The sequence below is a fragment of the Methylocella silvestris BL2 genome, from assembly GCF_000021745.1.
GTDB classification, from domain to species: Bacteria; Pseudomonadota; Alphaproteobacteria; order Rhizobiales; family Beijerinckiaceae; genus Methylocapsa; species Methylocapsa silvestris.
In genome coordinates this window covers 988,128-1,013,490 of sequence record NC_011666.1, presented here as the reverse complement: position 1 = coordinate 1,013,490, position 25,363 = coordinate 988,128, and the positions used below count along the sequence as shown (strand labels likewise).

Below are 25,363 nucleotides of genomic sequence, written 5' to 3'. Positions count from 1 at the left end.
CGCGACCAGCCTTTCGCGTTTCCGACCGGTAGCCCTTAATGGCGCCGGGGCTTCTCGACGTTTTGCTTGATCCACTTCAGCAGAATATCGGCGAGCTGTAGATTGTTGTTGTCCATCATGAGCATGTGGCTGTTGCCATGGATGCCGAGATCATCCGGCAGCGAGAGGAAAGTGGCGTCGCCGCCGGCGCTCTTGAACGAATTGACCGTCGCCTTGCAATCATTGCGTCTTTGATCGCCATTCGCGCCGACGGCGCCGACGCTGTGATCGCCCCAGAACGAAATGAACGGCACCTTCTTATAATAGGACGTAACGTCCGACGAATTGATCGGCGCGCAGCCGCCCTCGACGGAGATCAGACCCTTGACCAGATTGGAGCGTTGCACGACCGTTCCCAAACCGAGGACGCCGGACTGCGAATGAACGACCAGGATCGCCGGGCCGATCTTGTCGAGCAGCAGCGCGAGATCATTGGTGGTGTTCGTTCCGCCGTTGACGAGCGTGACTTCCGTGTTGGGGACCAGCTGCTTCTGGTACTCATCGAGCGAGGGGAGCGGGAAGCGTTCGTCCGGCCATGCCGTTCCATAAGATGGGCCAAACAGAAAATTCACCCACGCGCCTTCGATCGGATAGAGCTGAAAGCCGGCAGGAGGCAGCAGCGCGACATTCTGCTGCGCGATCGCCTGATTGACTGCCGTCGGGTTAAAGCTCGAGCGTCCGCGTCCGGCCTGGTCGACGACATAGACTGGGTAGCCGTGGCGCACAAAATAGGTCGCCCAACCTTCGCGGCCGTCCGGGGTCGTTTCATAGGTCATGCCTGTATGATTGGACCCATGCACCATGATGACTGGAAGCTTGCGTTCGGAGGGCCACGGAATCCAGTAGTGAACATACATCTGATTGACGGTGTAGGTTCCGGGCGCATTTAATCCCGTCGGCGTGGAGCTCGGAAAATCCGTGTGGATCTTCTGGCCGCCGATGAAGAAGCTCCCCTCGTCTTGGAGGACCAGGGCCTGTCGCATGCTGTGCGGTTGCCACGGGCCGTTGTCATTGGCGCGCGCGCTGGGACCGGCGAAGGCCGCCAAAGCGGCGGCGCAGGCGAGCCCCGCGCGCGTGATCCAGCGAACGGTCGAATTGACGTAAACTTTCATCAGGCGTTCCCCCACTTGGCTTGGCGCCAATAACGCAAAGGGGTTCGCTATCCGTCTTCCACGATCTTCCGATCGTTCCACAAAATGGAGATTTGTGTCTTTGATTGAGACGCGGATCGGACGAGACGCGGCGGCGTGCGGGGCGCTGACCTGGGTAGGCCATCATCGCCCGAGGCCGCCCTCCGCGCAGATGATGTTCCATTCCGCCTCGCTCACCGGCTGCACCGAAAGGCGGGAATTGTTGACGAGGATCATGTCCTTGAGCCTCGGATCGGCCTTGATCGCCTCGAGAGTCACCGGCCGCTTCAGGGGCGTCTTGGCGCGCACGTCGACCATGCCGAACTTGCCGCTGGCGTCGGACGGGTCGGGATAATAGGGCTTGATGATCTCGACGATCCCGACGATCTCCTTGCCCTCGTTGGAATGGTAGAAAAACGCCTCTTCGCCGACTTTCATCGCCATCAGATTGAGTTTTGCGGAATGGTTGCGCACGCCGTTCCAGAACGTGCCTTTCTTGCCCGCCTCGACCTGCTTGTCCCAGGACCATGAGGATGGCTCGCTCTTGAGCAGCCAATGCGCCATCTTTTTCTCCTGCGCGCCGATTCGGGGGCGCGCGGGGCCATTATGCCGTCTTAGCCTTCAGGTTTCGAGGGCCGCGCCAGAAGTTCCGCGATGGCCTCGTCGATGGTGATCCGCTCCGCCAGCACGGCGTCGACGGCGTTGGCGATCGGCATGTCGACGCCCGCGGCGCTGGCGAGATCGACCAGCACGCCGCAGGTAAAGACGCCCTCCGCCAGCCCGACCCGTTCCGTCGCCTGCGCGATCGTCTCGCCGCGCCCGAGCGCGAGGCCAAGGGAAAAATTGCGCGACAGCGGCGAGGTGCAGGTGAGGACAAGATCGCCGAGACCCGAAAGTCCCATCAGCGTCGCGGCCTCGGCCTCGAAGGCGCGGCCGAATCGGCTGAGCTCGGCGAAGCCCCGGGCGATGAGCGCCGCCCCGGCGCTGGCGCCAAGCTCGCGGCCGGCGGCGACGCCGCTCGCGATGGCGAGCACATTCTTCGCCGCGCCGCCGATCTCGACGCCGCGGACGTCGCTCGACGAATAGACGCGAAAGCCCGGCCCGGCGACGATGGCGGCGAGGGCGGACGCCACATTCGGATCGCGGGCGGCCAGCGTCACGGCGGTCGGCAGGCCGCGCGCGACGTCCTGCGCGAAGCTCGGGCCGGACAGGATCGCGGCGATATGTTCCGGCAGCACCTCGCGCACGATGTCGGTCACGAACCGGCCCGTGCCATGTTCGATCCCCTTGGCGCAGACGACGATCGGAGGCGTTCCTTCGAGCAATGGGGCGAGTTGCTGAAGCAACTGGCGCAGCGCCTGCGCCGGGACAACGGCGAGAATGATTTCGGCGTCGGCGGCGGCGGCAAGGTCGGCGACCGGCGTCACATTGGAGAGCAGCGGCACGCCGGGAAGCCGCCGCGCATTGACGCCGGTCGCCGCCATTTCCGCGACATGATCGGGGTCGCGCGCATAAAGGACAATCTCGCTGTCCGCTTTCGCCCGGCCGCCCCGCGCGGCGAGATTGGCCAGCGCCGTTCCCCAAGCGCCAGCCCCCAGAACCGCGATTTTGCGGCCTTCCTCCCTCGCCATCCTCGTCGTCCTTTTTTGATCGAGGCTCGCTCCCCTGCCTTAAATGCTTTCGATTTCGATTCGTTGGCAAGCTGGCGGAAGCTTGAGCAAGCGATTGCAATGAAGCTAAGCTTTTTCGTGATCGCCGCCGCGCGATCGGCCAGCCCTTGACGGATTCATGCAACGAAAACTCCAGCCGCATCCGCACGCCCGCACATTCGAGCTGCGCGTCTATTATGAAGACACGGATTTTTCCGGCGTCGTCTATCACGCCTCTTATTTGCGCTTCCTCGAACGGGGCCGCACCGAATTTTTGCGCGCAATTGGGCTTGAGCATCGGGCCATCTTCGAGCAGGGCGAACGCTTCTTTTTCGCCGTGCGCGCGATGACGCTCGATTTTAAAAAGCCCGCGCTGATGGACGATCTCCTGATCGTCGAGACGCGGATCGAAGCGGTCGGCGGCGCTTCCATCGGCATGGCTCAGAGGATTCTTCGCGGCGACGAGGTCCTCGTCGAGGCGAAGGTGAAGATCGCTGTGGTCGGCGCAGGCAAGGCGATCCGGATCCCCGAACAGATGCGGGCAAGGCTCATCGACAATTCTGAAGCGGGCTAACCGGATCTTAACCTGAACAAAGTCTAAATCGGCCGCGGCCGCCGGAAAGCGTCGCGCAAGGCGCGGACTTGCCGCACCCGGACGCGCAAGCCGCAGAAATGACCGATTTCGGCGTCAAGAGAATTGTCTGGGTCTCGAGGCGGAGCGGCGCGGCGACCCGTTGAGCCTTGCCGCCGCCAGCCGATTTGAGGATGATTTGAAATGAATCCAGCCGATATTGCGGCGACCGGCGTGGCCGCGACGGGTTTCGCCCAGGGGAGCGAGGTTTCCCTTCTGTCGATGTTCTGGTCGGCGCATATCGTCGTCAAGCTTGTCATGCTCGGCCTACTGGCGGCCTCCGTCTGGTGCTGGGCGATCATCATCAACAAGGTGATCCTGCTGCGCAGGACACAGCGGGCGATCGATCAGTTCGAGGAAGTGTTCTGGTCCGGCGCCTCGCTCGACGAGCTTTATACGACGCTCTCGGCGCGCCCGACCTCCGGCATGGCGAGCCTGTTCGTCGCCGCCATGCGCGAATGGCGACGCTCGGTGCAGGGGGCCGCGACCTCCACCTTCATGGGCTTGCAGGCTCGAATCGAGAAGGTGCTCGACGTCTCGATCGCGCGCGAGGTCGAAAAGCTCGAATCCAACCTTTTGGTGCTGGCGACGGTCGCCTCCGCCAGCCCCTTCATCGGCCTTTTCGGCACGGTCTGGGGCATCATGTCGTCGTTTCGTTCGATTGCGGCGTCGCGCAACACCTCGCTCGCCGTCGTCGCGCCGGGCATCGCCGAGGCGCTGTTTGCGACCGCGATCGGTCTTTTCGCCGCCATTCCGGCGCTGATCGCCTATAACAAGCTGCAAGGCGACGTCGCCAAGAAGCAGGCCCAGCTCGAGGGCTTCGCCGACGAGTTCTCATCGATCCTGTCGCGCCAGATCGATCAGCGCGCCGCCCACGACCAGGCGGCGTGAAGTCAGCCGATTGATCGGCGGCAAAGGATGCATTCCAGCGGCGCTGCTTGAGCGTCGCAAACAGCGCTGAAGGCGGACCAGGGTCCTTTCCGAAGGACGGATCCGCACGCCACAGGCGGGAGATTTGATCATGGCGATGTCGACAATTGCTGGACGCAAGGGCGGGCGCGGGCGCCGCGGCTCGCCGCGCTACCGGCCGATGGCCGACATCAACATGACGCCGTTCATCGACGTCATGCTGGTGCTTCTGATCATCTTCATGGTGGCGGCGCCCTTGCTCGCGACCGGGGTCGCGATCGATCTGCCGCAAACCAAATCGGCGGCGCTCAATGTCGAACAGAAGCCCCTGTCTGTCGCGGTCGACGACAAGGGCGCGGTCTTCGTCATGGATGAGCCGGTTGATATGGCCAAGCTTGCCGACAAGCTGAAAGAGCTCGCCAAATCCGGTTTCGACGAGCGCATTTATGTCCGCGGCGCCAATCAGGTGAATTACGGCAAGATCGCCGAGGTGATGTCGATCATCACGACCGCCGGATTCAAGAAGGTCGCCCTCGTCACCGATCCGAGCAAGACCTGACGCCAATGTCGCTGCGCGATCATCCGGGAGCCGCTCTATCCGGCGGCGGGCACGCCCTGCTGCTCGCCGCCTTGGTCTTTTCGTTCGCCCATTCTTCGAAATTCGACGATGCCCAGGAGACGATTCCGGTCGAGATGCTGACCGACTCGCAATTCAACCAGATCATGAAAGGCGAAAAGACCGCCAAACTTAGCGAGAAGCCGCAGCAGAAAGCGCAAAAGCTCGCTGAAATCACCGAGGCGAAGCCGGTGCTGACGCGCGATCCCGCCAAGACCGACGTTCCCACCCCGCCGCCGCGCGCCCAGCCTGTGGACGATCCTGGCCGCAGCGATGAGGCGAAAGCCGCGCCGACGCCGCCGGAACGTCCTGTGGTCGAACCCGCCAAAGCGCAGCCGGAGCCGCAGAAGGCCGAGCCAGCCAAGACCGAGCCAGCCAAAGCCGAGGCGGCGAAACCCGAGCCCGCGAAACAGACGGCCGCGACGCCGCCTGACGCCGTTGCGCCGGACGCCGAAGAGCCAAAGCCCGTCGCCAAACCCAAGCCCGAGCCGAAGAAGGTCGCTGAAGCCAAGCCCGAGCCAAAGAAAATTATTGCTGAGCCCAAGCCGCGGCCGGTTGATCCGCCGAAAAAGCCCGAGCCAAAATTCAAGCCGGACGAGCTCGCCAAATTGCTTGAGGAGCAAAAGCCAAAGGACAAGCCGCAGGAGACGCCGGCGAAGCCAAAATCGGGCGAAGAGAGCGCCGAACCGACGCCAAAGTTCGACCTCTCGGCGATCAGCCGCTTGCTCAACAAGGACGCGCCGCAGCAGAAAGCGGCGACGGGCCGCGAGCTACAGCAGGTCGCCTCGCTCGGCTCTCCGACGGCGAGCGCCGCCAAAATGTCGCCAACGCTCTGGGCCCAGCTCGACGGAATTCTGCAGGACCAGTACCGTCATTGCTGGAATTTCGTTGGATTGGCCGGGCAACAGAAATATGTGCCGCAGATTCATGTGCAATATGCGCAGGACGGCGGGCTTGTCGGCACGCCTGAATTGCTGAACCCGCCGGCCGACCCCAATCTGCGCTCGCTCGCAGACAGCGCCCTGCGGGCGGTGCGCCGTTGCAATCCGCTGCGCATTCCCGCGCAGTACCAGCCCTTCTATGACCAATGGAAAGGCCGGATCGTCCGCTTTGATCCGGAAGACATGCTTTGAACATTGCAAGGTTGAACCGCCGTTTTTTCGCCCTCCTTATCGCTCCTTTCGCCCTGTGCGCGATTTTCGCCGTCAACCCGCTGGCGCTCTGGAGCGCCCACGCCGAGGACCGCTATCTCGACGTCCGCCGCGGCGAGTTCAATCCGGTCTCGATCGCGGTGACGCCCTTCGCCGGCGATCCGACGGCGGCCGGGCAGGTCACGAACATCATCACCAATAATTTCAAGCGCTCGGTGTTTCTCGCGCCGATCGATCCGAAAAGCTTTGCGGGTCCGGCGGCAAGTCCCGATCAAACGCCCGACATGGCGCCGTTTCGCGCGCTGAACGCCCAATTCGTGGTGACCGGCCGCAGCGGCCGCAACGCCGACGGAAGGCTGCAGACAGAGTTCCGCCTGTTCGACGTCTCGACCGGCCAGCAGGTCGCAGGCCAGCAATATGTGACCGATCCGAACAATTCCCGGCGCGTCGCCCATATCATCTCCGACGCCATTTTTTTCGCGGATCACCGGAGAGGGCGGCGCCTTCGATACGCGTGTCGTCTTCGTCGACGAGACGGGGCCGCCGGAGCGCCGCCGCAAGCGCCTCGCGATCATGGATCAGGACGGCGCCAATGTGCGCTATCTGTCGCGCGGCGACGATCTCGTCGTGACGCCGCGCTTTTCGCCGTCTTCGCAGGACGTAACCTATATGTCCTTCGGCGCCGCCGATCCGAAGGTGCTGCTGTTGAATATCGAGACCGGTCAGCGCGAAGTGGTCGGCAATTTTCCCGGCATGACCTTCGCCCCGCGCTTTTCGCCCGATGGACAGAAGATTGTCATGTCGCTGTCGCAGGGCGCGGCGACCAATCTCTACGCCATGGATATCAAGTCGCGTACGACGACGCGGCTGACCGACTCGGGCGCGATCGACACCTCGCCGTCCTATTCGCCGGACGGTTCGCAGATCGTGTTCGAATCCGATCGTGGCGGCAGTCCGCAGCTTTATACGATGTCGGCGAGCGGCGGCGCGCCGAAGCGGCTGTCCTTTGGCGAAGGCCGCTATTCGACGCCGGTCTGGTCGCCGAAGGGCGATCTCATCGCCTTTACGCGACAGAAGGGCGACACGTTCGCGATCGGCGTCATGCGCCCGGACGGAACAGGCGAGCGCATCCTGACGGAAGGCTTCCACAATGAGGGACCGACCTGGGCGCCGAACGGGTTATATCTGATGTTCTTCCGCGATCCCGGCGGCTCCGGCGGCTCGAAGATCTATATGGTCGATGTGTTCGGACGGGGAGAGTTTCTAGTGCCGACGCCAAGCTATGCGTCGGACCCGACCTGGAGCCCCTTGCTCAATTAGCGGATGGGACCGGTCATTTAGCGACCGGTCCCCGTCGGGGCGGCCGTCGCTAAAGATCTTATTCGCCCGAAGGCGACTCTTCCGAGCGCCCAAGCCTGCCGCGCAGTCTCGGATTGACGTGCTCCTCGCCGGCCGAATTCAGCGCCGCCAAGGCGGGCGGCGGTTCGGAAGCGAGCTCCGCGTTGCGCGCCGGCAATTCCAGCGTGACCTCACGCGTTTCCTTTTCGAGCGTCGCCGAGCGCGGGCTGACCGACCGGACGGTCCAGCCGTCGTCGTCCGCCTCGCCGATGCGCAACCGCATGGATTTTCCGGATTGATCGGCAAACAGGCCGACGCTGAACTCTTCGCCACGGACGACGCCGACCAGCGTCATCTGCGGCGGCTCGGGCTCCGCGGGGGCCGGCGGCGGAGGCGGAGGCGGCGGGGGCGGCGCAGCGGCGACGACGGGCGGGGGCGGCGGGCGGCGTGAGACGGAAAACAGCGGCCGTTCGCGCGTGGCTCGCAGCGACTCGAATGTAATCGAGGACAACGGATTGAATTTCGCGGCATGCGGGTGCGGGATCGGCGCGGCCGGGGCCTCCTCAGGCGGCGCGGATTGATCGGCCTCCTGGTCTGGCGCTTCGGCGGTCGAGATCGTGGCGGGAGCCGCCAGGGGAGCGCCCGCGTCCTTCGACGTCAAATCATTGCGGGGAGAGAGTGCCCGCTTATCCGCGCGCGAGGGCTCGGCCAAGGCGAGGGCAGGCAAGGCGGCTGCAAGCATGAGGGCGGTCAACGTCACGCGGCACGAGATCATTTCGGGACCCGCCATTGACCCGCGACGTCGATTTGCACCCGCATCTTTTTTCCTTCCGCTGCGTCGCTCCCATGGGACGACTGGATAATCAGTTGCTCAACGAACAGGAAGGGCGCCCGTTCCTCAATATCGTAAAGCAACGGCTGCAACGCCGCCTGTGCGACTTCGCAACTGGTCGACAGGACCACAAACCCTTCGCTCGCCTGCGATCCCTGAAGATCGATCTGCGAGGACAATACGCTCCCCCCGACCGCCGCGACCGCGGCGACGACTCGGCGCTGCAGCTCCGCGCCGGCGACAGTGATGGTCGGACCTTCGAGAAAAGGCGAGCCCTCGACTTCGTCGCCAGATTGCTTCCCCGCGCCGACGCGTCCCTCGATCGCGGCAAGTCTCGAGCCAGCGGAGAGATAGTCGGCGTAGGCGTCGCCCAGGCCGGCCAAGGTCAACCATATCGTCACAATCAAGCCTATCACAACTGCGACATAGACTAAAGCGGCTAGGGCGCCCGATTGGTTAAGGCGTTTGCCTAAGTCGGCGAAGTTCATTGGCTCTGCGCCTCCGGCCTATGGACGCCCGGCGAGATATGCGCCTCGATGAAGAAATGCTGCCCGGCGTCCGACGGCAGCCGCGTTGTCGGCGCGAAAAACACGGCATGCGTGAATTGCGGCGATTGCTCGATCAGACGGATGAGCCCGGTGGCGTCGCGCGCGACGCCGACGATCTGGACCTTGTCGCTTTCGACGCGCAATTCGGTCAGATAGGAATCATCGGGAAGAATGCGCGACAATTCGTCGTAAACGACGATCATCGAAGGCGCGTCGCTCTTCCTTTGCCGCAACGCAAGGGCGGCCGCATTGTTCGGGTCGTCGCCTGAGCCCAGCGCCGCGCGGCGCTGGGCGATGTTGCGATTGATATCCTCCAGCCGCGACTGGAGTTCGCTCGTCGCGAAGCCTGAAACCGCGAGAGCGGCGGCGCAAAGGAGGCCAAGGCCGATGAGGAGACCCGCGAGCCAGCGCCGCAGCCGTCTGGCGTCGAGCGCCGCGCCGACTTTTTGCTCGAATATTTTGACGGGCTGGGTTTCGCCCGGCGGATTTCCGGCGTCGGGCGCCCGGGTCGAAATGATGACGGTCTCGACGCCGAAGCCGGCGATCGCCTCGACAAAGGGCGTCAGTAGCCGCCGCGACGTCGCGGCGACGGTGACGAGCATGCGGTCGCCCGCGGTGTCCGTCGACGGCAGGCAGCCAAACGCCGCCTCGGCGGGTCCCCATGGAGTGAGTCGATCGATCTGAGCCCGGATGATGCCCTCGAGAAAGTCGGAGGCGCGGCGGGGCAGGTAAAGCGGCCGGAACAGGAAGCGGTCGGACCGCAGCACGATCTCGACGCGCGCGCCCGACAAGATTTGTCCCAGCGCCGCGCCGTCAGCGGCGATGACGGCGCCGTCCTTGATCCGGATCAGTCCTGCGCCCGCGCGGGCTTTGGCTTCGGCCTTGCGCGCAGCCGCGCCTCCCTTCGCGCCGGGCGGGGAGGAATCCTCGATCGTGAAGGCGCCGTCGTCGCCCTCGGCAAGGCGGGCAAAACGCGGCGGCCGCAAGGTCTCGCGCCAGGCCAGCGCGGCGGCGGCCACTTCGTCCAGCCAATGCGAGGCCCTGGCGGACAGCGTGTCGATGAAACTCATGCCATTTTCCGGCTAGATCACGGTGATTTGGGTTGGATCGATATCATGTGTTTAGAAACTTCCATCGAAATCGTCACGCCAGGCGACAATGCGGTAGGGCTGCGCGTCTTTGTCGGCCAACAAGATGACGGCTTCGGAATTGACGCGGCGCCCTGATGAAAAACGCAGTCCGACATTGACGCGGCTCGCCTTGCGCGGTTCGAGCGACACGCTGTCCTTGGCCTGCCCGAGCAGCGACAGGATCGCCTTGGCGTCAAGCGAGCCGCGCCTTTCAACAATCGTCGCGGCCACGTCGGCGTCGAGATGCGGCAGGCTTTGCACAATTTCGGGCGCTGCCGCGAAGACGTCGATCTGCGGCAAGCCGTTGAACACGGTCACGAAAGCCATGCAGCTTTCGACGAGGTCCGGCGGAAGGCCCAGGACGAAGCGCAGCTCGGCGATATTCTGGAACGGCGTCTGTCGCGGCGCGTAACTGAGGCCTGCGTCCTTATAGAGATCGGCCTCCTTGTTCTGTTTGCCCGCCTCGCCTTTCTTGCGCCAGCCGATGATGCGGTCGGCAAACGAATCGGCGTCGTCAGGCTTGGCTCCGAGGGTCTTGAACAGCCCGGCAAGCAGCTCTTTCGGGGCGGCGTTGAGGTCGATTCGCCCGCCCTCGCTGCGGAAGCTCACGAGAATTTCGGCGCCGCCCATCCGAAACTTGAATTCGCCCAGGCTGCGCGGGTCGTCGTCGCTGCGCCCGAGCAGCCGCAGCGCCGTTAGTTCCAGAGCGGAGGAGACCAGCGCCTCGGCCTGCAGCCGGTCGGAGGAAACGCGGGCGGCGACCGCGCTGGCGCTGGCATAGAACGAGTAAACGGAGGCGAGGGTCGCCAGCGCGGCGAGGATCCACAAGACCGCAACGATGACAAAGCCGCTTTCGCCGGAGGCCCGCGCCATAGCGGAGCGTCTCATAACACAGCGCCATGCGGGGGCGCCGAGCCGGCAGGGGGCGACGCATTGGGCGCGGCGGGCTCGCGCGCCTTGCCGGGTTCGGACAGACATTGCGAGCCGCCTCCCGTTGCGGCGCAAGAGGCGGGCGCATTGACATGGATCAGCGCCGCCGTCGAGGCGGCGAGGATCTCATCCGAGGGACCGTCGCGCACGGTAATGCGAACGGCGGCCGGCAGGCGGTTCGAGTCGGTCCAGGCTTCGCTCCAGACGCGATCCGCCCCCGCGAAGCCGAATGAAATTTTCAGGGGGGGCCGCAGCAGCAGGCTCTTGTCCGAAAATTCAAAATCCTCGGATTTCGCGGCGACGCTTGACTGCGGCGTGAAGACGGCGCGCGAGCGGCTGAGACCGCCGTCATCGCCGCCGGCGATTTTGATGATCTCGAGTCCGGTGGGCGCCGGTCCCGTCGAGGGTTTGGGGCCGATTGGCGCGCGCACGAAAGTGACCGAGTCGGCTGAGCCATAGAACAGAATATTGGGATCGCCGATCGGCGTCATATATTCGGCGGCGGCGAGATCCGAGGTGATCCGATCCAGCGCGAGGCTGACGAGTTCCGTCCGTTCGATCCGATGGAAACCGGCGCGCCAGCGGGGCAGCCATTGCCCGGTGATGACGCCAAGAATTGATAGAATGAGGCCCATCAGGGCGACCGCGACGAGCGCCTCGAATAGCGTGAAGCCCGCCTCGCTTTGCCGGGGATTTGCAGCGGCTCCGGTAAAGCTCATTTGGTCTCGCTCGGAACGAGGCGCAGCGTTTCGACCTCGATCGTCGCGCCCGATTCGCTGCGCACCTTGATGACGATCTTCTGCGGCGTCCAGGCCGGCGCGGTCTTGTCGGAAGGCGGCGGCGAAGGGTCGGGGAAGGGCGTCGAGCCAATCAGGAAACCTGCTTCGCCCATATCGCCCGACAGCTCCTCGGTGAGATGGCCGCGGTCGGGCAGGGCCGCCTCGATCTTGCGCAACGCGGAGACGAGCGTCAGCCTCTGCTCGACCTGCCGCACGGAGCGGGAATTCGACGCCACCAGCGAGCCGATTGCGGCAAGGCAGACGGCGATGACGGCGAGGGCGACCAGCGCTTCGATGAGGGTAAAGCCGGCGCGGCCCGAAGCCCGGACAAAAGCCGGCCTTAGCGACCGGCGAAAAAAACGCGGCGGCTCAAAAGGTTTTCTGGGGCACAATTTCGACGCCTCCGGTGAGCCAGGCGACGCGTACTTCGAGGGTCTCGCCCAGCCGCGACAGGGAGAGCGCGCCGCCGCAGGACAATCCGGACGCGAAGAAGGAGATCGTCGTGCCGCCGGCGCGCTGATCGCAGGTGTCCGCCAGCATGGCGCTGAAATTGACGTCCTCCGGCACGATAACGCGATTTTGACTGGCGCCAGAGCGGATGACGCGCCCCGCCGTATCGATTTCGGTCGAGACCGGCGCGCCGCGGCGCATAGCGGCATTGCGGTCGGCCTTGAGAATGGTCGCCGTCGCCATCGCCAGCGCCTGAAGCTGGGCCGGCGAGGTGCCGCGCGGAAAGGCCGGCATCACAAGCGCCGCGAGGATCGCGATGATGGCGAGCACGCAGACCGTCTCAAGCAAAGTGAAGCCGCCTTGACCGCGTCGTGAGTTCATCGGCTCTCCGCTTTCTTCAGGCCTCCGATTTCCGTGCTTTTGATGTCGGCGGCGAGACCCGCGCCGCCTTCCTGCCCGTCGGAGCCGAGCGATGTAATTTCGAATGGACCGCGCTCCGCCGGCGAACGGTAAATATAGGCATGCGACCAAGGATCGAGCGGGACATTGTTGCCCTTTATATATGGGCCGTTCCAGGAGGTTGCGCCACCCGGCCGCTGAACCAGCGCCGTCAGCCCCTGCGCCGTTGTCGGATAGCGCCCCATATCGAGGAAATAGAGGTCGAGCGAACTCGAAAGGCTTTCGATTTGGATGGTCGCCGCCTTGACCTTGGATTCCGAGAGATAATTCAGAACGCGCGGGCCGACGAGGCCCATGATCAGGCCGATGATGGTGATGACGACCAGAATTTCGACGAGGGTGAATCCCGCCTCGCCGGCGCGGCGGGAAAGGGATGTCCCGCCGGGCTGCGCGCCGAGCCGAAAGAAGGCGACGAAGGATGTTTTGACGTTGTTCATTCCGCGACCGTTGTTCAATGTGTCCCGCAATTCTTCTGATCGATTATTGCGACCAAACCATGAGCCTGTCCCGCCGCTTGCCGCTCTCCCGATCGGTGTCGGAGCAGGTCATTTGATCATCTCAGCCCACCACCTGGCTGACCGACATGAGCGCCGTCATGATCGAGACGATCAGGCCGCCGACGATGATGCTGATCGTGACGATCGCCAATGGCCCGATGACGCCGACGAGCTTGTCGAGGCTGCGTTGCAGCTTCACCTCATAATATCCGGCGATGCGCTCCGCGAGCAGAGGCAATTGCCCGGAATCTTCGCCCAGCCTCAAGGTGCGCACCGCCATCGGCGGCAGAGCGCGGGTGTCGCTAAGCGCGTCTGACAACTTGCCGCCGTGGCGCACGCGATCGACCGTTTGCTGCCAAGCTGGCGAGCCGCCAGCGGTCGCCATCATGTCGGCGAGAATGCGCAAGGTGGCGGTCAGCGTCACCCCGGCGGCGAGCAGCACGCCGAGATTGCGGCAAAAGACAGCCGTTTGATGATAGCTCATGATCCGGCTGACGAGCGGCAGCCGCGCCAAAGCGCGCATCAGGGCGTTGCGCGTCTGCGGCCGGCGCAGCAGGAAAAACGCGGCGGCGCCCGCCGCCACGAATCCGAGGCCAAGCGCCGCTTTGTTGGCCGAGAAGAAATCCGACAGGGCGAGGAAGCCCGTCACGATTGGATCGAGCTTGGCGTTGAAGTCGCGCAGCACGGCCCCGAATTGCGGCAGCACGAAAGTCAGAAAGAAAATCAGCACGGCCCCGGCGGCGGAGAGCACGAAGGCCGGATAGCGCAGAGCGTCGCCAACCTTGCGCCGCAATGCCTCGGCGCGCGTGCGCTCGGCCGCGATCGCCTCGAGCACGGGAACGAGATTGCCCGATGTTTCGCCGACGCGAACAAGCGCGACATACATCGGCGGGAACAAGGCGGGGTGATGGGCGAGCGAGTCGGCGAAGCTCTCGCCGCCCAGAATCGCCGCTGTCAGCTTCGCGATCGTCGGACGCAGGCGTCCGACGTCGGAGTCGGTTGCGACAAGCTCCAAGGCTTCGTTGATGCGCGCGCCCGTGCGCAGCAGCAAGGCGAGATCGCCGGTGAAGAAGGTGACTTCCTCGAAGCGCGGCGCGGCGGTGAAGCTGAGGCCGAAGCGCGCCGCGTTTTTGCCGGCGTCATCGAGCTTGGTGTCGACCGGGATGAGGCCAAGATATTCGATGCGCAGCGCGACCTCGGCCGCGCTTTCGGCCGCGATGACGCCGCTGACGACTTCGCCCGTCTGGGTCAGCGCGGAATAGCGAAAACTGAGCATATAACGAGATCCGGCGAGGACGCGGATAGGGTGCGCGAAAGTCGGCGCGGTTCGGGGAGTCTGTCAATACAAATCTCCGAGGCCGTCCGGGTCTTCGCCGCGAGCCGGCGCGGCGGCTTCGGCGCCGGCCTCAGCGGATCGTGGTCACCCGCAAAACCTCGGCGGTCGAGGTGACGCCTGATCGGCATTTGGCGACGGCGTCCTCGACCATCGTCGTCATGCCGGCGCGGCGGGCGGCGCGGTCGATGCTGTGCGCGTCGGCATGCGGGCCAACCAGTTCATAGGCCTCGCCCTTGAGCTCGAGGATCTCGAAGATTCCGTTACGGCCGCGATAGCCAAAGCCGCCGCAGCGCTCGCAGCCGACCGGCTCATAGATGGCGTCGTCGCAACGAAGGCCGAGCGCGCTGAGCCGCGGATCGGCCTCCAGCGCCTCCTGCGTCAAAATGCGCTTCTTCTTGCAGCGCTCGCAGAGCACCCGCACAAGACGCTGCGCGATCACCGCCCGCAGCGTCGATTTCAGCAAGAACCCCTCGACGCCGAGATCGAGCAGACGCGGGATGGCGGCGGCCGCGGATTCGGTGTGCAGCGTCGTCAACACCAGATGGCCGGTCAGCGCGGCGTGGACGGCGATGTTCGCCGTCTCAGAATCGCGCACCTCGCCGACCATGATGACGTCGGGATCCTGGCGCACGAAGGCGCGCATCGCCGTGGCGAAGGTCAGACCGATGCCAGCCTTGACCTGGCTCTGGTTCACCCCCGGCAATTCATATTCGACCGGATCCTCGATGGTCAGGATTTTCCGCGAGGGCTGGTTCAAGAGCGACAGCATGGTCGCGAGCGAGGTCGTCTTGCCGCTGCCGGTCGGGCCGGTGACGACAAGCAGCCCATGCGGAAGCTCGAGCAGCCGCATCAAAATTTTTTCATCCGCGGCGGAGAGGCCGAGCCTTGCGACGTCGAGCAGGCCGCGATCCTGCGGCAGGAGGCGGAGCACAGCGGATTCGCCATATTGCGTCGGCATGGTCGCGACGCGAATGTCGATGTCGGACCTTGCGATGCGCTGGCGCGCGGCGCCGTCCTGCGGCAGGCGCCGTTCGGCGATATTGAGGCCCGCGAGGATTTTTATGCGCGACAGCAGGGCTTGCGGCAGGGCGTCGGCGGGCGCCGGAACCGTCCGCAGCAGTCCGTCGACGCGCATGCGCACGGTCAGCCCGTTGCGAAACGGCTCGATGTGGATGTCGCTGGCGCGGAGCTCGACGGCGCGTTCGAGCAGATCGTTGACGGCGCGCACGACGGGGGCGCCGCTGGCGAGGTCGCGCAGGCTTTCAATGTCGTCGTCGGCGCTGGCGCTCGGCCGCCGTTCGTCGGGCGAGGCGGCCTCATCCGCGCCGATCCGCTCGCCGAGGATGATCGCAATATCTTCGAAAGAGGCGACCTCGACCTCGACCGGTCCGCCGAGCACGATCTCCGCCGCCCGCGCGGCGGCGCGGTCGCTTGGATCGGCGGCGGCGAGCTTTAAGCCGCCATCCTCGGCCCTGAACGGAAAGATCGACGTTTCGCGCAGGAAACGGGCCGAAAACCGGTCGGTCAGCGCTTTCGCCGCGACAAGCTCCGGCAGACTCAGGCGCCGCATGCCATAAAAATGCGCGACTTCGTCTGCAAATCCATTCGCCGAAAGGTCTGTCGCCTCCCAGATTTTCCGTAAGACCGGCTCGCCGGTCGGCTCGCTTGAGACGAGGGTCGCGACCGTCGCCTCGGACGACAGCAGTTTCTTATTTACGAGGAATTTAGCGAATTCGTCTAAAGAGCTGGAGCTCATGAGATCGCGCCTGGCGAAAGGTTGCGTAAATTTCGTCGTAATGCCTGAATATGGTCGTAAGAAGCCGTTTAGAAAGCTCGTCTGGCTGCGGCGTCTCCCCTGCTGGCGGGCAAGGCTTCATCATAGTATCAAACTGTGACATTCATCGCTAACGCGTCGGTTCGGTCCTCAGCCGCATCTAGTTCGAGTAGGGTTATTGTTGAGACTCCAGGGCCGCGCCAAAGTTTATCTTTCGAGCCGCGCGATTTCGGCTGGCTTGATCGTATGTATCATCGTTCTCGTTGCAGCCTGCGCGCAGACGCCGCTGATCGGCGGCGGCAATGAAGCGCCGGACGCCGTCGATCGCGTTCGCGGCCTCGATCTGCAGCCGCGCTTTCCGAAATCGAGCGATACGGTTAACACCGGCGTCGGCGGCAATGACCGTCCGCAGCTCTACTATGGCAGCGCCGCGGACGGTGCCGCGCCTCCCCCTGGCGGAAGCGATAGCGCCGGCGCAGGATCCGGCGCTGGCGGCGGGGGCGTCGATCTCAACTTTGAAAATGCGCCGATCACCGCGGTGGCCAAGGTCATCCTCGGCGACGTGCTTGGCGTCGGCTATGCCGTCGACCCGCGCGTGCAGGGCACAATCACGCTGTCGTCGGGGCGGCCCGTGCCGAAATCGCGGCTGCTGTCCGTCCTCGAGAGCGCGCTGCGCACCAGCAACGCCGTCCTGGTGAATGACGCCGGCGGCTATCGCATCATTCCGGTCGACGACGCCGTCGGAAATGGAAGCGTCGATCGCGGCGGCTCCCGGCTCGAGCCGGGCTACGGTATGACCGTGGTTCCGGTCCAGCATGTTTCGGTCCAGACCATCAACAAGCTGCTCGAAGGCTTCGCCACGCGGCCCGGCGCGATCCGTGTCGATTCCGGGACGAATATGGTCATCATCGTCGGCACCGGGGTCGAGCGCCGCACCGCCGTCGACACGGTCCTCAGCTTCGACCAGGACTGGATGCGCGGCCAATCGGTCGGCATTTTTCCGGTGAAGAACACGACTCCCGAGCCGATCGTCGTCGAACTCGAGAAGATTCTCGACTCGGGCGAGGCCGGCCTCAGCCAGAACATGGTGAAGCTGCAGGCGATGAACCGCTCCAACGCCGTGCTCGTGGTGGCGCGCAAGCCCGAGCTTTTGCGCGCGGCGGCGACCTGGATCGCCCGTCTTGACGGATCGGCGACGGCAAGCACCGGCGTCAAGGTTTACCGCGTCCGCTACGGCGATGCGAAGCTGATCGCAAGACTGCTCAGCGACCTCTTCACCGGCGGCGGCGGCAGCAGCGACAGCGCCGCGAATTCGCTGGCGCCAGGGTCCGGCTCCTCTGTGTCCACCACCGACCGCCTGACGGGCGGAACCGCGTCTCTCGCCGCATCGGCGGGCGGAGGCGGATCGGCCGGTTCATCGCTTGGCGCCGGCTCTGGCTCCAGTAGTTCCTCGTCATCCCTTGGCGCTGGCGCAGGTTCATCGTCAGGCGCCGGTTCGCAGAGCCCGTTCGGCACGCTCGGCACCGCCGCGGGCGCCGCAGGCGGCGCCGATAGTTCGGCGGGGGGCGGCGCAGGCTCCAGCTCGGGAGGACTTGGCGGCGGCGGCGGCGGCAAAGGTCCCGTGCTGCTTCCGGGCGTCAGGATCATGGCCGACGCGGCCAATAATTCCGTCGTCATCTACGCCAATCAGGAAAGCTACCGGATCATCGAAAAAGCGCTGGAGCAGCTCGACCGGCCAAAGCTGCAGGTCGCGATTGACCTGACCATCGCCGAGGTGACGTTGAACGACACGCTGAACTATGGCGTGCAGTTTTTCCTCGGCAGCAGCAATCTCGGACTTGGCGCCAACAATGGCTTCGTCACCAATACGGCGGCGGGCGTGCCGCTGGCGCAGACGGGAGGCGTCGCCTCTGCCGCCGGCACATTGCCCGGCTTCAATCTCACCATCGGCAATGCGTTGAGCCCGCGCGCCATCATCAACGCGCTGCATCAATATACCGACGTCAAGGTGCTCTCCAATCCTTCGCTGGTCGTCGTCGACAATCAGGTCGCGACTCTGCAGGTGGGCGATGAAATCCCGATCCAGACCGGTTCGGCGACGGTGCTTTCGGCCAATAACGCCGTCGTCAACACGATCGACTATAAGAACACCGGCATCATCTTGCGCGTGCAGCCGCGCGTGAATTTCAATGGCAATGTCTCGCTCGACGTCGAGCAGGAGATCAGCAATCAGGCGGGAACGAGCGCGCTCGGACCGACCTTCTCGCAGCGCAAGGTCAAGAGTTCGATCCTCGTCGCCAGCGGGCAGACCGTGCTGCTCGCCGGGCTGATCAGCGATGGCGTCAATGGCACAAAGGCCGGCATTCCGGTCGCTGACCAGATTCCTGTCCTCGGCAATCTTTTCAACAATAGCTCAAACAGGCTGGTCAGCCGAACGGAACTCATCATCTTCATCCGGCCGCAGATCATCCGCGACGGCGTCGACGCCTCTTTCGTGGCCGAGGAGCTGCGCTCCAAGCTGCGCGGCAACAAGGTCGGCGACATCTATCCGACGGGCGCAGTGACGCCGATCCCGCTGCGGGCGCTGCAGCAATGAGTTGGCGTGAGACGGCCGTCCTTTACCGCGGCGGCGACGCGCGTGAGGGCCGCATGATCGGAATCGCCGCGCTGGCCGGCCTTGGCGCCGCCGCCGTTGCGGCGAGCCTTTCCTTCGCTCCGGGCGTCTCCGGCTGGTTCGGCGCGGCTCTGGCGCTTTTAACGCTCGCCATCGCAATTATCGATGCGCGTTCCTTTCTGATCCCGAACGAATTGAGCCTCGCCGTTTTCGCATTGGCGCTCGCCTCTGCGGCGGTTGGCGCGCCGGAGGGCGCAGTGACGGGCGTAGCATTCGCCATCCTGCGCGCCTGCGTCCTCGGCCTCGCCTTTTTCGCCCTGCGGGAAGTTTATTATCGCTGGCGCGGCCGCGAGGGCATCGGATTTGGCGACGTCAAGCTCGCCGCGGCCGGCGGCGCGTGGCTCGACTGGCCGATGATGCCGGTCGCCGTCGAGATCGCCGCGCTCACGGCGATCGCCGCCTACGCGCTCGTCCAGTCGGCCGGTCGCCGCCGCATCGACCCCTCCGGGCGTTTGCCGTTCGGCCTCTTTCTCGCGCCGGCCATCTGGCTCGGCTGGCTCATTCAGACCGGAAATTTTGGATTTTGAGGCAGGCCATGGCCGTTTTAGCGAATCCTGCAAGTTCTTCGACGGAGCGGCTGGGGGACCCGCGGCGCGCCCGCTTCCTGCGCAGCGCGATGGCCGTTTGCCTCTTTTTCGCGGCCGCGGTCCCCGGCCGGGCGCAAGATCGCCTGCAGGTCGGCGTCGCGGCGGCGCGCGCCCATAATTACGTCAAGGCGGCGGAAATTTTTCTGCCCCTGGCGGCGTCCGGCGATCCGCGCGCCCAGGCCTTTCTCGGTTTTATGTATCAACGCGGCCAGGGCGTGCCGCAGAACTGGGTCGTCTCGGCGGCCTGGTATCGGTGCTCGGCCAATCAGGGCTTCGCCAATGCGCAATATGAACTCGGCCTGATGTACGATAAAGGCCACGGCGTTCCGCAGGATTATGTTCTTGCCTATACTTGGCTTAATCTTGCGGTCGCCGGCGCGGGGCCGGAACGCGATCATTGGGTCGTCGTGCGCGACGCCGTGCTGTCGAAACTGACCCTTTTGCAGCGGCAGACGGCGCAATTGCTCGCTTTTACGCAGCCTCCGGCGCAGCCTTGCCTGCCGATCGAGACGGGGCTTTGAGCAGGCCGCGTTTGAACGCGGCCCGCTTTGACTTGGCGCGCGAAAATCGCGTATAGGGCTGTTCGTCGGCGCCTCGATGAAGGGACGCTGCGCGGGTGTAGCTCAATGGTAGAGCAGCAGCCTTCCAAGCTGAATACGAGGGTTCGATTCCCTTCACCCGCTCCAATCTTTCCAGTTTTATTTGTATTTTGCGCTTATGCGCCGAATCCAGGGGTCGGTAAGGCCGGACCAAATTGCAAGATTGGCTGTCCTCTAAGCGTCAGACAACTTTACGCTCAGCTTCTTACGCGCTTCCACTAGCATCGTTGTCAGGCCGCGTTCGGCCTTTCTGTAAATCATTGGCCCAATTGTGGCCGATGCGCTGACTTCGAGGGTGGCAGCGGAAACTGCGGGAAACCGTGAATTCAAGTTTTTCGCGAAGCGCTCTATCCAGTTGGGGTCCTGATCGAGCGGCACAAAATATTGGGCCTGCTGCCCCGGTGCCAGTTGAACTGGCAATGGGCTCGACAGGAGATCGGCGCCGATGATTTGCACGAAGAGCTTTTTTCTGAAAATGCCCATCCTCCAGCCGATATGGGTAAGGGTGATGGGCTGTTGTCCTGCGTTAATTGCCTTAATCACCACGAACTCCGGAGTGTGCTCCTCGCCTGGCGTTACCACAAGTCTGTGTCCTGAGCTCAGATCGAGAATGACAGCTGTCTGGCGTCTCGCCAAGTAGAGCGACACAACACAGCAAGCAATGTGCCCACACCAGATATCCAAGATCCAGCCACTTCCAGTATGCGCAGCGTCCGCTCTTCCATTTTTGATCCGTCACCTGGTTGTATTGCTTAACAATGCTTGCTCCAATTTTTCCCGACGGATGACAGTCGAAACTTGAGTCGCTTGCGCGCCGCGCGAGACCGATTGAGGCTCAAGATCGGGCGGGCCGCTCGACGATATTCGTCCAAAAACGGCGAAGACTGTCGAGGCCTCCGGCCGTGGAGCTCCAGAGCGTTGCATCGCCAATCAGCAGATCTCCGGCAAAAGTCTCCGGCCGCGACTGGAGCAGGGCGTCGAAGGTCGTGTGTCCGGCCTCGACACAAGGGTGGGGAGGCGCGGTCAGATCGATCGCCTGCCGCGCGAGCACGTCGAGTTTGACGGCGGCGTCGCCGAGACGTTCAAAATGCGGCAGATGCGGGTGGAGATTGAAACTCGTGACGCCGGCCAGTAGGTTCAGGCGGTCGAGCGCGGTTTCGATCTCGATCGGCGCCGGCGATCCATCCGGCGCTGCGGCGGGATGAAGCCCGAAATGATTTTCGACCGGAACCCCAAGCGCTGCGAGAAGCGAGCGGCCGAACCCGCCAAAGCGTTGTTGCGGCGGAATGGTGCGATCGCCATGGTGCAGGAAGGCGGCTTCTTGAAGCTGACGGCGCTCACTGTCGGAGAGGTTATGGGCCTCGCCGATATTATGGTGCGGGCAGACGAAAACAAGATGATCCGGGTTGTCGAGGAAGCGCCGAACGGCGTCCGCCTCGGCGGCGCTCGCCTGCTGCCCGGTTCGGAGCGAATCGAAGCTGACGACGATCAATGTGTCGACGCGTTCGAGAATTGCGTGGTCCAGCGGCGTTTGCTCGCCGCTGTCGTCCACGCGCTCGACTTCAAGCACAGCTGCGCCGGTCGCAGCGCCCGTCTGCTCGACGAAGGCCGTATAATTCGGCTTCAAAATATGGTCGAGGAAGCCCGTGATGCTCTGGTCGAAGCGACGAGGGTCTGAAAATTCCTCCAGCCGCGGCCAGAGCATGCGCCGGCTTTCGAACAGCGCCGGAAATCGGTTTTCGATAATCGAAAGAGGGGCGCCGGTTTCGCCCGGCCGGCTCCAGGCGTAGTAGAGGGCGACTTTGCGGGCCATTTCGCAATCCTTTGCAGCGGGACGCTTGGGGTCGAGACGAGCAAGCCTGCGTCGCGACGGCGTGGCAAAAGCCAAATTACCCTGTCAGCCGCTTTTTGGCTCGCCTCATTTGTTCTGTCGCGCCCGAAGCCGAACTCGCTCTATCCTGCGCATCGCAGCGGGCGCATGCAATAAATGTTGCATCTTTACATCGCCGGCGGACAAATGTTCGGCGCGCGACGAAGCTCGTAGAGGAGCGATTATCGAACTAGAACAATACTAAAACACAACACTTGCGACAGGCGAAAGCCTCGCCTTATCCCTTCTACAGGCAACATCTGGTTGCAGCTTTTGGGGGACGATATGCGCGTTTCTTTACTTAGCGCTTCGCATCGGCGCAGCTGGACGCGCGCTGCTGCGTCCGCGGTCGCTTTGACCATCGGATCGACGGGCCTCGCTTATGCCGCGGACGCAGCGGCTAAGCCGCCGGAGCCGCCGCCGCCCGGCATATGCGATGCGCAGCCGTCGATCACGACCAGCATCGCCATTCCGGTTGCAGGCGACATCAAGAAATATCTCTGCGACCACGGGATCAACTTCCAGGTCAATTACATCGGCGAAGTGTTCGGCAATCCGACCGGCGGCATCAAGCAGGGCGCCCGCTATGAGCAGCGCGTCGAACTCGGGCTTGACGCCGATCTCGACAAGCTGGCCGGATTGAAGGGGCTGACCTTCCATGTCAACGGCTATTCGATCGCGGGACAGAGCGTCACGACCTATAATCTTCTGAACTATTCGGCGATCAGCAATATCGCGGCGCATCCCGCCCTGTTGTTGTTCGAGCTCTGGGCCGAGCAGAAACTGTTTGACGACAAGGTCGCGATCCGCATCGGCCAGCTTGCGGCGGACAGCGAATTCTTCATCAGCGAATTCGGCGGCCTCTACACCAACTCCACCTTCGGCTGGCCAAATCCGATGGCCGTCAACCTGCCGAGCGGCGGCCCGGCCTATCCCTTCGCCACGCCGGCGGTGCGCATCAAATATAATCCGATCGATTCGGTCACGTTGATGGGCGCTGTGTTCAACGGCGATCCGACCGGCGCGGGATTTACCGGCGAAGTATATCAGAACGATCCCTCCGGAACGGATTTCCGGCTGAAGGATTCGCCGTTCGTTATTGGCGAGGGGGCCTATGCCTACAATCAGGAGAAGGAGGGGACTGGCCTCGCCGGCACGCTGAAACTCGGCGGCTGGTATCATTTCGGCAATTTCGACAGCCAGCACTTCGACACCAATAATGTGTCGCTCGCCTCTCCGGACAGCAACGGAATAGCAAAGCAGATCCGCGGCGACTGGGGCCTTTACGGCATCCTCGACCAGATGGTGTGGCGCCTTCCCGGCGACGATCCGAAGAAGGGCGTCGGCGTCTTTGCGCGCGTGACAGGCGCCCCGAATTTTCAGAACACCATGAACTTCTATGTCGATGGCGGCGTGAACTTCATGGGTCTGTGGTCCGCCCGTCCGGATGATTCGTTCGGCCTCGCCGTCGCCTATTCGGAGATTTCGCCGTCGGCGCGCGCATTCGACCAGGAGACCGCGGTCTTTTCAGGAACCTATATGCCGTCCCGCAACTATGAAGTTGCGCTCGAACTTACCTATTCGGCGCAGATCATCCCAGGCTTCACGATCCAGCCGGATTTCCAATACATCTTCCATCCTGGCGCCAACGCGGCGAACCCGCTCGATCCCAACAACGCCCCGATTCCGGACGCCGCGGTGTTTGGCGTGCGTTCGGTCATCAGGTTCTGACGGCGGACCCTCGCCCCAAAGCCGTGGTCTAATAGGCTCGACGCCTCCGCCTCGCGGGGGGCGTCGTTCGTCTTTACGCCCGCCGATCCGTTGACGCCGCAACGTCTTGAGGGCTAAGCCTCGTCAAGAGGAGCGGAGCATGGTCGAAGACGTCATCATTGAAACCCGCGGGGCCTGCGGACTGATCACCCTCAATCGGCCGGCCGCGCTGAATTCATTGAATATCGGCATGGCCCAGGCGATTGCCGCCGCGCTCGATCGCTGGCGGACAGACGCGGCGGTCGGATGCGTCGCGATCAGGGGAGCGGGCGGGCGCGCCTTTTGCGCCGGGGCCGATATTCGCGCCCTTTATGAACTCGGCAAGAGCGGGCGAGGCGACGAACAGCTCGCTTTCTTCCGTCAGGAATACCGTCTCGATCAAAGCATCGCGCGCTATCCCAAGCCCGTCGTCGCACTGATCGACGGCATTGTCATGGGCGGAGGGGTCGGGCTCTCCGTGCACGCCGCTCATTGCGTCGCCGGCGACAATGTCACTTTCGCCATGCCCGAAGTCGGCATCGGGTTTTTCCCGGACGTCGGCGCGACCTATTTTCTTCCGCGCCTGCCGGGCGCCATCGGCGCCTTTCTCGCCCTGACCGGCGCGCGGATCGGCTCCGGCGACGTGCTGGCGCTAAAACTCGCCTCGGCCTATGTCCCCACAGCCCGCCACGATGCGCTGGCGGAGCGGCTCGCGAAGGGGGAAGAGCCAGCGGCTGCGATCGCGGCGGAAGCGGCAGATCCGCCGGAGTCCGCCTTCATCAAAGAGCGCGGCTGGATCGATCGCTGCTTCAAGGCGAGGACGGCCGCGGCGATCGCGCAGCGGCTTGGCAACGAACAATCGGGTTTTGCCGCCTCATGCCTCGCCGCGCTCGCCTCGAAGTCGCCGACGAGCCTCGCCATCGCCTTGCGTCAGGTTGAGATCGGCGCCGGTCTCGATCTCGAAGAGGCGCTGCGCGTCGAATTCCGCATCGCCGCGCGCATTCTTGCCGGCCATGATTATTATGAGGGCGTGCGGGCGACGATCATCGACAAGGATCAGCGGCCGAAATGGTCGCCCGCCGACCTTGCAGCAGTCGACCCGGCAGATGTTGAGGCCTATTTCGCCCCGCTCGCCGATGAGCTCGAATTCTCCGCGCCGGCGCACGCCGGATGAAGAATTTTGGCGGCTCCGAACGAGAGGCGGCCCGAGATGGATCGGCGGCGATCCGGATCGGCGATGCCGGCGCACAGGAAGAAAAATCGATCTGGGGACTGATCCTCGTTGTCTTCATGCGCGTGCTGGCGGCGCTGTGGGTGTTTCAGGGCTTAAGCCAATGGGGCGCCATCTTGACGCCGCGCGAACCTTTGTTCGATCAGGTCAACGGCCTCTTCGGGGCGGCGGTTATCTTTTTCGCCATCCTCGATCTTGTGGCGGCTGTTGGGCTGTGGTTGGCGACGCCCTGGGGCGGCGTGCTGTGGCTGTTCAGCGCGATCGCCCAGATCTTCGCGGCGCTGATGATTCCCGGCTTCTTCGCCACCGCCTGGATCGGCGTCAATATGATATTGATCATCGCTTATTTCGCGCTGACCTGGCGGGCCGGGCGAGCGCGCGAGGACGCCAGCCGCCGCCGATGAACCCGGAAGAGATGCGATAAGCTCGCTGAACTTTGAAATGCGTGCTTTGGA

General features: G+C 63.9%; 25 protein-coding genes, 1 tRNA gene and 1 pseudogene. 12 read left to right on the top strand and 15 right to left on the bottom strand.

Annotated elements, in window-relative coordinates:
- Positions 1–35: 35 nt before the first annotated feature.
- The 3 genes from MSIL_RS04790 to MSIL_RS04780 all read right to left on the bottom strand — a co-directional run bounded on the left by MSIL_RS04790 (position 36) and on the right by MSIL_RS04780 (position 2,800).
- Entirely contained in the window at positions 36–1,151 is a 1,116-nt protein-coding gene (locus MSIL_RS04790) for an alpha/beta hydrolase family protein (RefSeq protein WP_012589966.1), read from the bottom strand.
- A gap of 162 nt (positions 1,152–1,313) precedes the next feature.
- Positions 1,314–1,733 (bottom strand): EVE domain-containing protein, encoded by a 420-nt coding sequence (locus MSIL_RS04785; protein WP_012589965.1) that lies wholly within the window; start codon positions 1,731–1,733, stop codon positions 1,314–1,316.
- Positions 1,734–1,783: 50 nt separating this feature from the next.
- Positions 1,784–2,800 carry an NAD(P)H-dependent glycerol-3-phosphate dehydrogenase gene (locus MSIL_RS04780; RefSeq protein ID WP_012589964.1) on the bottom strand — a complete coding sequence of 339 codons (1,017 nt, stop codon included), beginning with the start codon at positions 2,798–2,800 and terminating at the stop codon, positions 1,784–1,786.
- A 157-nt stretch (positions 2,801–2,957) separates the two neighbouring features.
- Here MSIL_RS04780 and ybgC point away from each other — a divergent pair, with 157 nt between their 5' ends.
- From ybgC to tolB, 5 genes and pseudogenes are all read left to right on the top strand, one after another.
- The gene (gene ybgC, locus MSIL_RS04775; RefSeq protein ID WP_012589963.1) at positions 2,958–3,392 is read left to right on the top strand and encodes a tol-pal system-associated acyl-CoA thioesterase; all 435 of its coding nucleotides are present in this window, start codon (positions 2,958–2,960) and stop codon (positions 3,390–3,392) included.
- A gap of 201 nt (positions 3,393–3,593) precedes the next feature.
- Positions 3,594–4,340, top strand: coding sequence for a protein TolQ (tolQ, locus tag MSIL_RS04770; protein WP_012589962.1), 747 nt, complete (start codon positions 3,594–3,596; stop codon positions 4,338–4,340).
- A 130-nt stretch (positions 4,341–4,470) separates the two neighbouring features.
- Complete coding sequence (locus MSIL_RS04765; RefSeq protein WP_012589961.1) at positions 4,471–4,917, top strand: ExbD/TolR family protein; 447 nt, start codon at positions 4,471–4,473, stop codon at positions 4,915–4,917.
- A gap of 5 nt (positions 4,918–4,922) precedes the next feature.
- A complete protein-coding gene (locus tag MSIL_RS22160) occupies positions 4,923–6,107 on the top strand; it encodes a PspC-like choline-binding domain-containing protein (protein ID WP_012589960.1) in 1,185 nt (394 codons plus the stop codon).
- Positions 6,108–6,118: 11 nt separating this feature from the next.
- Positions 6,119–7,445: pseudogene (gene tolB, locus MSIL_RS04755) on the top strand (Tol-Pal system beta propeller repeat protein TolB).
- A gap of 58 nt (positions 7,446–7,503) precedes the next feature.
- Here the strand turns inward: tolB and MSIL_RS21860 are convergent.
- The 10 genes from MSIL_RS21860 to MSIL_RS04705 all read right to left on the bottom strand — a co-directional run bounded on the left by MSIL_RS21860 (position 7,504) and on the right by MSIL_RS04705 (position 16,180).
- Complete coding sequence (locus MSIL_RS21860; protein WP_049768098.1) at positions 7,504–8,253, bottom strand: hypothetical protein; 750 nt, start codon at positions 8,251–8,253, stop codon at positions 7,504–7,506.
- Positions 8,235–8,783 carry a type II secretion system protein GspM gene (gspM, locus tag MSIL_RS04745; RefSeq protein WP_012589958.1) on the bottom strand — a complete coding sequence of 183 codons (549 nt, stop codon included), beginning with the start codon at positions 8,781–8,783 and terminating at the stop codon, positions 8,235–8,237. Before gspM ends, MSIL_RS21860 begins: the two co-directional genes overlap by 19 nt.
- On the bottom strand, positions 8,780–9,913 hold the full coding sequence (locus MSIL_RS04740) for a PilN domain-containing protein (RefSeq protein ID WP_012589957.1): 1,134 nt from the start codon (positions 9,911–9,913) through the stop codon (positions 8,780–8,782). The genes gspM and MSIL_RS04740 overlap by 4 nt, the downstream gene beginning before the upstream one ends.
- Positions 9,914–9,964: 51 nt before the next feature.
- The gene (locus MSIL_RS04735) at positions 9,965–10,861 is read right to left on the bottom strand and encodes a type II secretion system minor pseudopilin (protein ID WP_041367625.1); all 897 of its coding nucleotides are present in this window, start codon (positions 10,859–10,861) and stop codon (positions 9,965–9,967) included.
- Positions 10,858–11,622 carry a PulJ/GspJ family protein gene (locus MSIL_RS04730; RefSeq protein ID WP_012589955.1) on the bottom strand — a complete coding sequence of 255 codons (765 nt, stop codon included), beginning with the start codon at positions 11,620–11,622 and terminating at the stop codon, positions 10,858–10,860. The genes MSIL_RS04735 and MSIL_RS04730 overlap by 4 nt, the downstream gene beginning before the upstream one ends.
- Complete coding sequence (locus tag MSIL_RS04725) at positions 11,619–12,074, bottom strand: type II secretion system protein (protein WP_012589954.1); 456 nt, start codon at positions 12,072–12,074, stop codon at positions 11,619–11,621. Before MSIL_RS04725 ends, MSIL_RS04730 begins: the two co-directional genes overlap by 4 nt.
- A complete protein-coding gene (locus MSIL_RS04720; protein WP_012589953.1) occupies positions 12,052–12,513 on the bottom strand; it encodes a prepilin-type N-terminal cleavage/methylation domain-containing protein in 462 nt (153 codons plus the stop codon). The genes MSIL_RS04725 and MSIL_RS04720 overlap by 23 nt, the downstream gene beginning before the upstream one ends.
- The gene (gene gspG, locus MSIL_RS04715) at positions 12,510–13,028 is read right to left on the bottom strand and encodes a type II secretion system major pseudopilin GspG (RefSeq protein WP_012589952.1); all 519 of its coding nucleotides are present in this window, start codon (positions 13,026–13,028) and stop codon (positions 12,510–12,512) included. Before gspG ends, MSIL_RS04720 begins: the two co-directional genes overlap by 4 nt.
- 121 nt (positions 13,029–13,149) lie before the next feature.
- Positions 13,150–14,364 carry a type II secretion system F family protein gene (locus MSIL_RS04710; RefSeq protein WP_012589951.1) on the bottom strand — a complete coding sequence of 405 codons (1,215 nt, stop codon included), beginning with the start codon at positions 14,362–14,364 and terminating at the stop codon, positions 13,150–13,152.
- A gap of 130 nt (positions 14,365–14,494) precedes the next feature.
- A complete protein-coding gene (locus MSIL_RS04705) occupies positions 14,495–16,180 on the bottom strand; it encodes a GspE/PulE family protein (RefSeq protein ID WP_012589950.1) in 1,686 nt (561 codons plus the stop codon).
- Positions 16,181–16,376: 196 nt separating this feature from the next.
- Here MSIL_RS04705 and gspD point away from each other — a divergent pair, with 196 nt between their 5' ends.
- The 4 genes from gspD to MSIL_RS04685 all read left to right on the top strand — a co-directional run bounded on the left by gspD (position 16,377) and on the right by MSIL_RS04685 (position 20,145).
- Complete coding sequence (gene gspD, locus MSIL_RS04700) at positions 16,377–18,794, top strand: type II secretion system secretin GspD (protein WP_012589949.1); 2,418 nt, start codon at positions 16,377–16,379, stop codon at positions 18,792–18,794.
- Complete coding sequence (locus MSIL_RS04695) at positions 18,791–19,399, top strand: prepilin peptidase (RefSeq protein ID WP_012589948.1); 609 nt, start codon at positions 18,791–18,793, stop codon at positions 19,397–19,399. Before gspD ends, MSIL_RS04695 begins: the two co-directional genes overlap by 4 nt.
- An 8-nt stretch (positions 19,400–19,407) precedes the next feature.
- Positions 19,408–19,980 carry a tetratricopeptide repeat protein gene (locus MSIL_RS20540; protein ID WP_012589947.1) on the top strand — a complete coding sequence of 191 codons (573 nt, stop codon included), beginning with the start codon at positions 19,408–19,410 and terminating at the stop codon, positions 19,978–19,980.
- A gap of 91 nt (positions 19,981–20,071) precedes the next feature.
- Positions 20,072–20,145: transfer RNA gene (locus tag MSIL_RS04685), tRNA-Gly, on the top strand.
- Positions 20,146–20,232: 87 nt separating this feature from the next.
- On the opposite strand, the gene MSIL_RS04680 is transcribed toward MSIL_RS04685, so the two are convergent.
- Both MSIL_RS04680 and MSIL_RS04675 read right to left on the bottom strand, forming a co-directional pair.
- The gene (locus MSIL_RS04680) at positions 20,233–20,601 is read right to left on the bottom strand and encodes a hypothetical protein (RefSeq protein ID WP_148213020.1); all 369 of its coding nucleotides are present in this window, start codon (positions 20,599–20,601) and stop codon (positions 20,233–20,235) included.
- A 292-nt stretch (positions 20,602–20,893) separates the two neighbouring features.
- A complete protein-coding gene (locus tag MSIL_RS04675; RefSeq protein WP_012589945.1) occupies positions 20,894–21,871 on the bottom strand; it encodes a hypothetical protein in 978 nt (325 codons plus the stop codon).
- A gap of 411 nt (positions 21,872–22,282) precedes the next feature.
- Here MSIL_RS04675 and MSIL_RS04670 point away from each other — a divergent pair, with 411 nt between their 5' ends.
- From MSIL_RS04670 to MSIL_RS04660, 3 genes are all read left to right on the top strand, one after another.
- Positions 22,283–23,659, top strand: a complete 1,377-nt coding sequence (locus MSIL_RS04670; protein WP_049768096.1) for a carbohydrate porin — start codon at positions 22,283–22,285, stop codon at positions 23,657–23,659.
- A gap of 139 nt (positions 23,660–23,798) precedes the next feature.
- Positions 23,799–24,851: an enoyl-CoA hydratase/isomerase family protein gene (locus MSIL_RS04665; RefSeq protein ID WP_012589943.1), complete on the top strand. Its 1,053-nt coding sequence runs from the start codon at positions 23,799–23,801 to the stop codon at positions 24,849–24,851.
- Positions 24,848–25,312 (top strand): DUF6163 family protein, encoded by a 465-nt coding sequence (locus MSIL_RS04660; protein ID WP_012589942.1) that lies wholly within the window; start codon positions 24,848–24,850, stop codon positions 25,310–25,312. Before MSIL_RS04665 ends, MSIL_RS04660 begins: the two co-directional genes overlap by 4 nt.
- Positions 25,313–25,363 lie beyond the last annotated feature (51 nt).

Bases quoted from the DNA above. Each gene is read 5' to 3' on its own strand.
- MSIL_RS04790 (WP_012589966.1), bottom strand. From the start codon at position 1,151: ATGAAAGTTTACGTCAATTCGACCGTTCGCTGGATCACGCGCGCGGGG.
- MSIL_RS04785 (WP_012589965.1), bottom strand. From the start codon at position 1,733: ATGGCGCATTGGCTGCTCAAGAGCGAGCCATCCTCATGGTCCTGGGAC.
- MSIL_RS04780 (WP_012589964.1), bottom strand. From the start codon at position 2,800: ATGGCGAGGGAGGAAGGCCGCAAAATCGCGGTTCTGGGGGCTGGCGCT.
- ybgC (WP_012589963.1), top strand. From the start codon at position 2,958: ATGCAACGAAAACTCCAGCCGCATCCGCACGCCCGCACATTCGAGCTG.
- tolQ (WP_012589962.1), top strand. From the start codon at position 3,594: ATGAATCCAGCCGATATTGCGGCGACCGGCGTGGCCGCGACGGGTTTC.
- MSIL_RS04765 (WP_012589961.1), top strand. From the start codon at position 4,471: ATGGCGATGTCGACAATTGCTGGACGCAAGGGCGGGCGCGGGCGCCGC.
- MSIL_RS22160 (WP_012589960.1), top strand. From the start codon at position 4,923: ATGTCGCTGCGCGATCATCCGGGAGCCGCTCTATCCGGCGGCGGGCAC.
- MSIL_RS21860 (WP_049768098.1), bottom strand. From the start codon at position 8,253: ATGGCGGGTCCCGAAATGATCTCGTGCCGCGTGACGTTGACCGCCCTC.
- gspM (WP_012589958.1), bottom strand. From the start codon at position 8,783: ATGAACTTCGCCGACTTAGGCAAACGCCTTAACCAATCGGGCGCCCTA.
- MSIL_RS04740 (WP_012589957.1), bottom strand. From the start codon at position 9,913: ATGAGTTTCATCGACACGCTGTCCGCCAGGGCCTCGCATTGGCTGGAC.
- MSIL_RS04735 (WP_041367625.1), bottom strand. From the start codon at position 10,861: ATGAGACGCTCCGCTATGGCGCGGGCCTCCGGCGAAAGCGGCTTTGTC.
- MSIL_RS04730 (WP_012589955.1), bottom strand. From the start codon at position 11,622: ATGAGCTTTACCGGAGCCGCTGCAAATCCCCGGCAAAGCGAGGCGGGC.
- MSIL_RS04720 (WP_012589953.1), bottom strand. From the start codon at position 12,513: ATGAACTCACGACGCGGTCAAGGCGGCTTCACTTTGCTTGAGACGGTC.
- gspG (WP_012589952.1), bottom strand. From the start codon at position 13,028: ATGAACAACGTCAAAACATCCTTCGTCGCCTTCTTTCGGCTCGGCGCG.
- MSIL_RS04710 (WP_012589951.1), bottom strand. From the start codon at position 14,364: ATGCTCAGTTTTCGCTATTCCGCGCTGACCCAGACGGGCGAAGTCGTC.
- MSIL_RS04705 (WP_012589950.1), bottom strand. From the start codon at position 16,180: ATGAGCTCCAGCTCTTTAGACGAATTCGCTAAATTCCTCGTAAATAAG.
- MSIL_RS04695 (WP_012589948.1), top strand. From the start codon at position 18,791: ATGAGTTGGCGTGAGACGGCCGTCCTTTACCGCGGCGGCGACGCGCGT.
- MSIL_RS20540 (WP_012589947.1), top strand. From the start codon at position 19,408: ATGGCCGTTTTAGCGAATCCTGCAAGTTCTTCGACGGAGCGGCTGGGG.
- MSIL_RS04675 (WP_012589945.1), bottom strand. From the start codon at position 21,871: ATGGCCCGCAAAGTCGCCCTCTACTACGCCTGGAGCCGGCCGGGCGAA.
- MSIL_RS04665 (WP_012589943.1), top strand. From the start codon at position 23,799: ATGGTCGAAGACGTCATCATTGAAACCCGCGGGGCCTGCGGACTGATC.
- MSIL_RS04660 (WP_012589942.1), top strand. From the start codon at position 24,848: ATGAAGAATTTTGGCGGCTCCGAACGAGAGGCGGCCCGAGATGGATCG.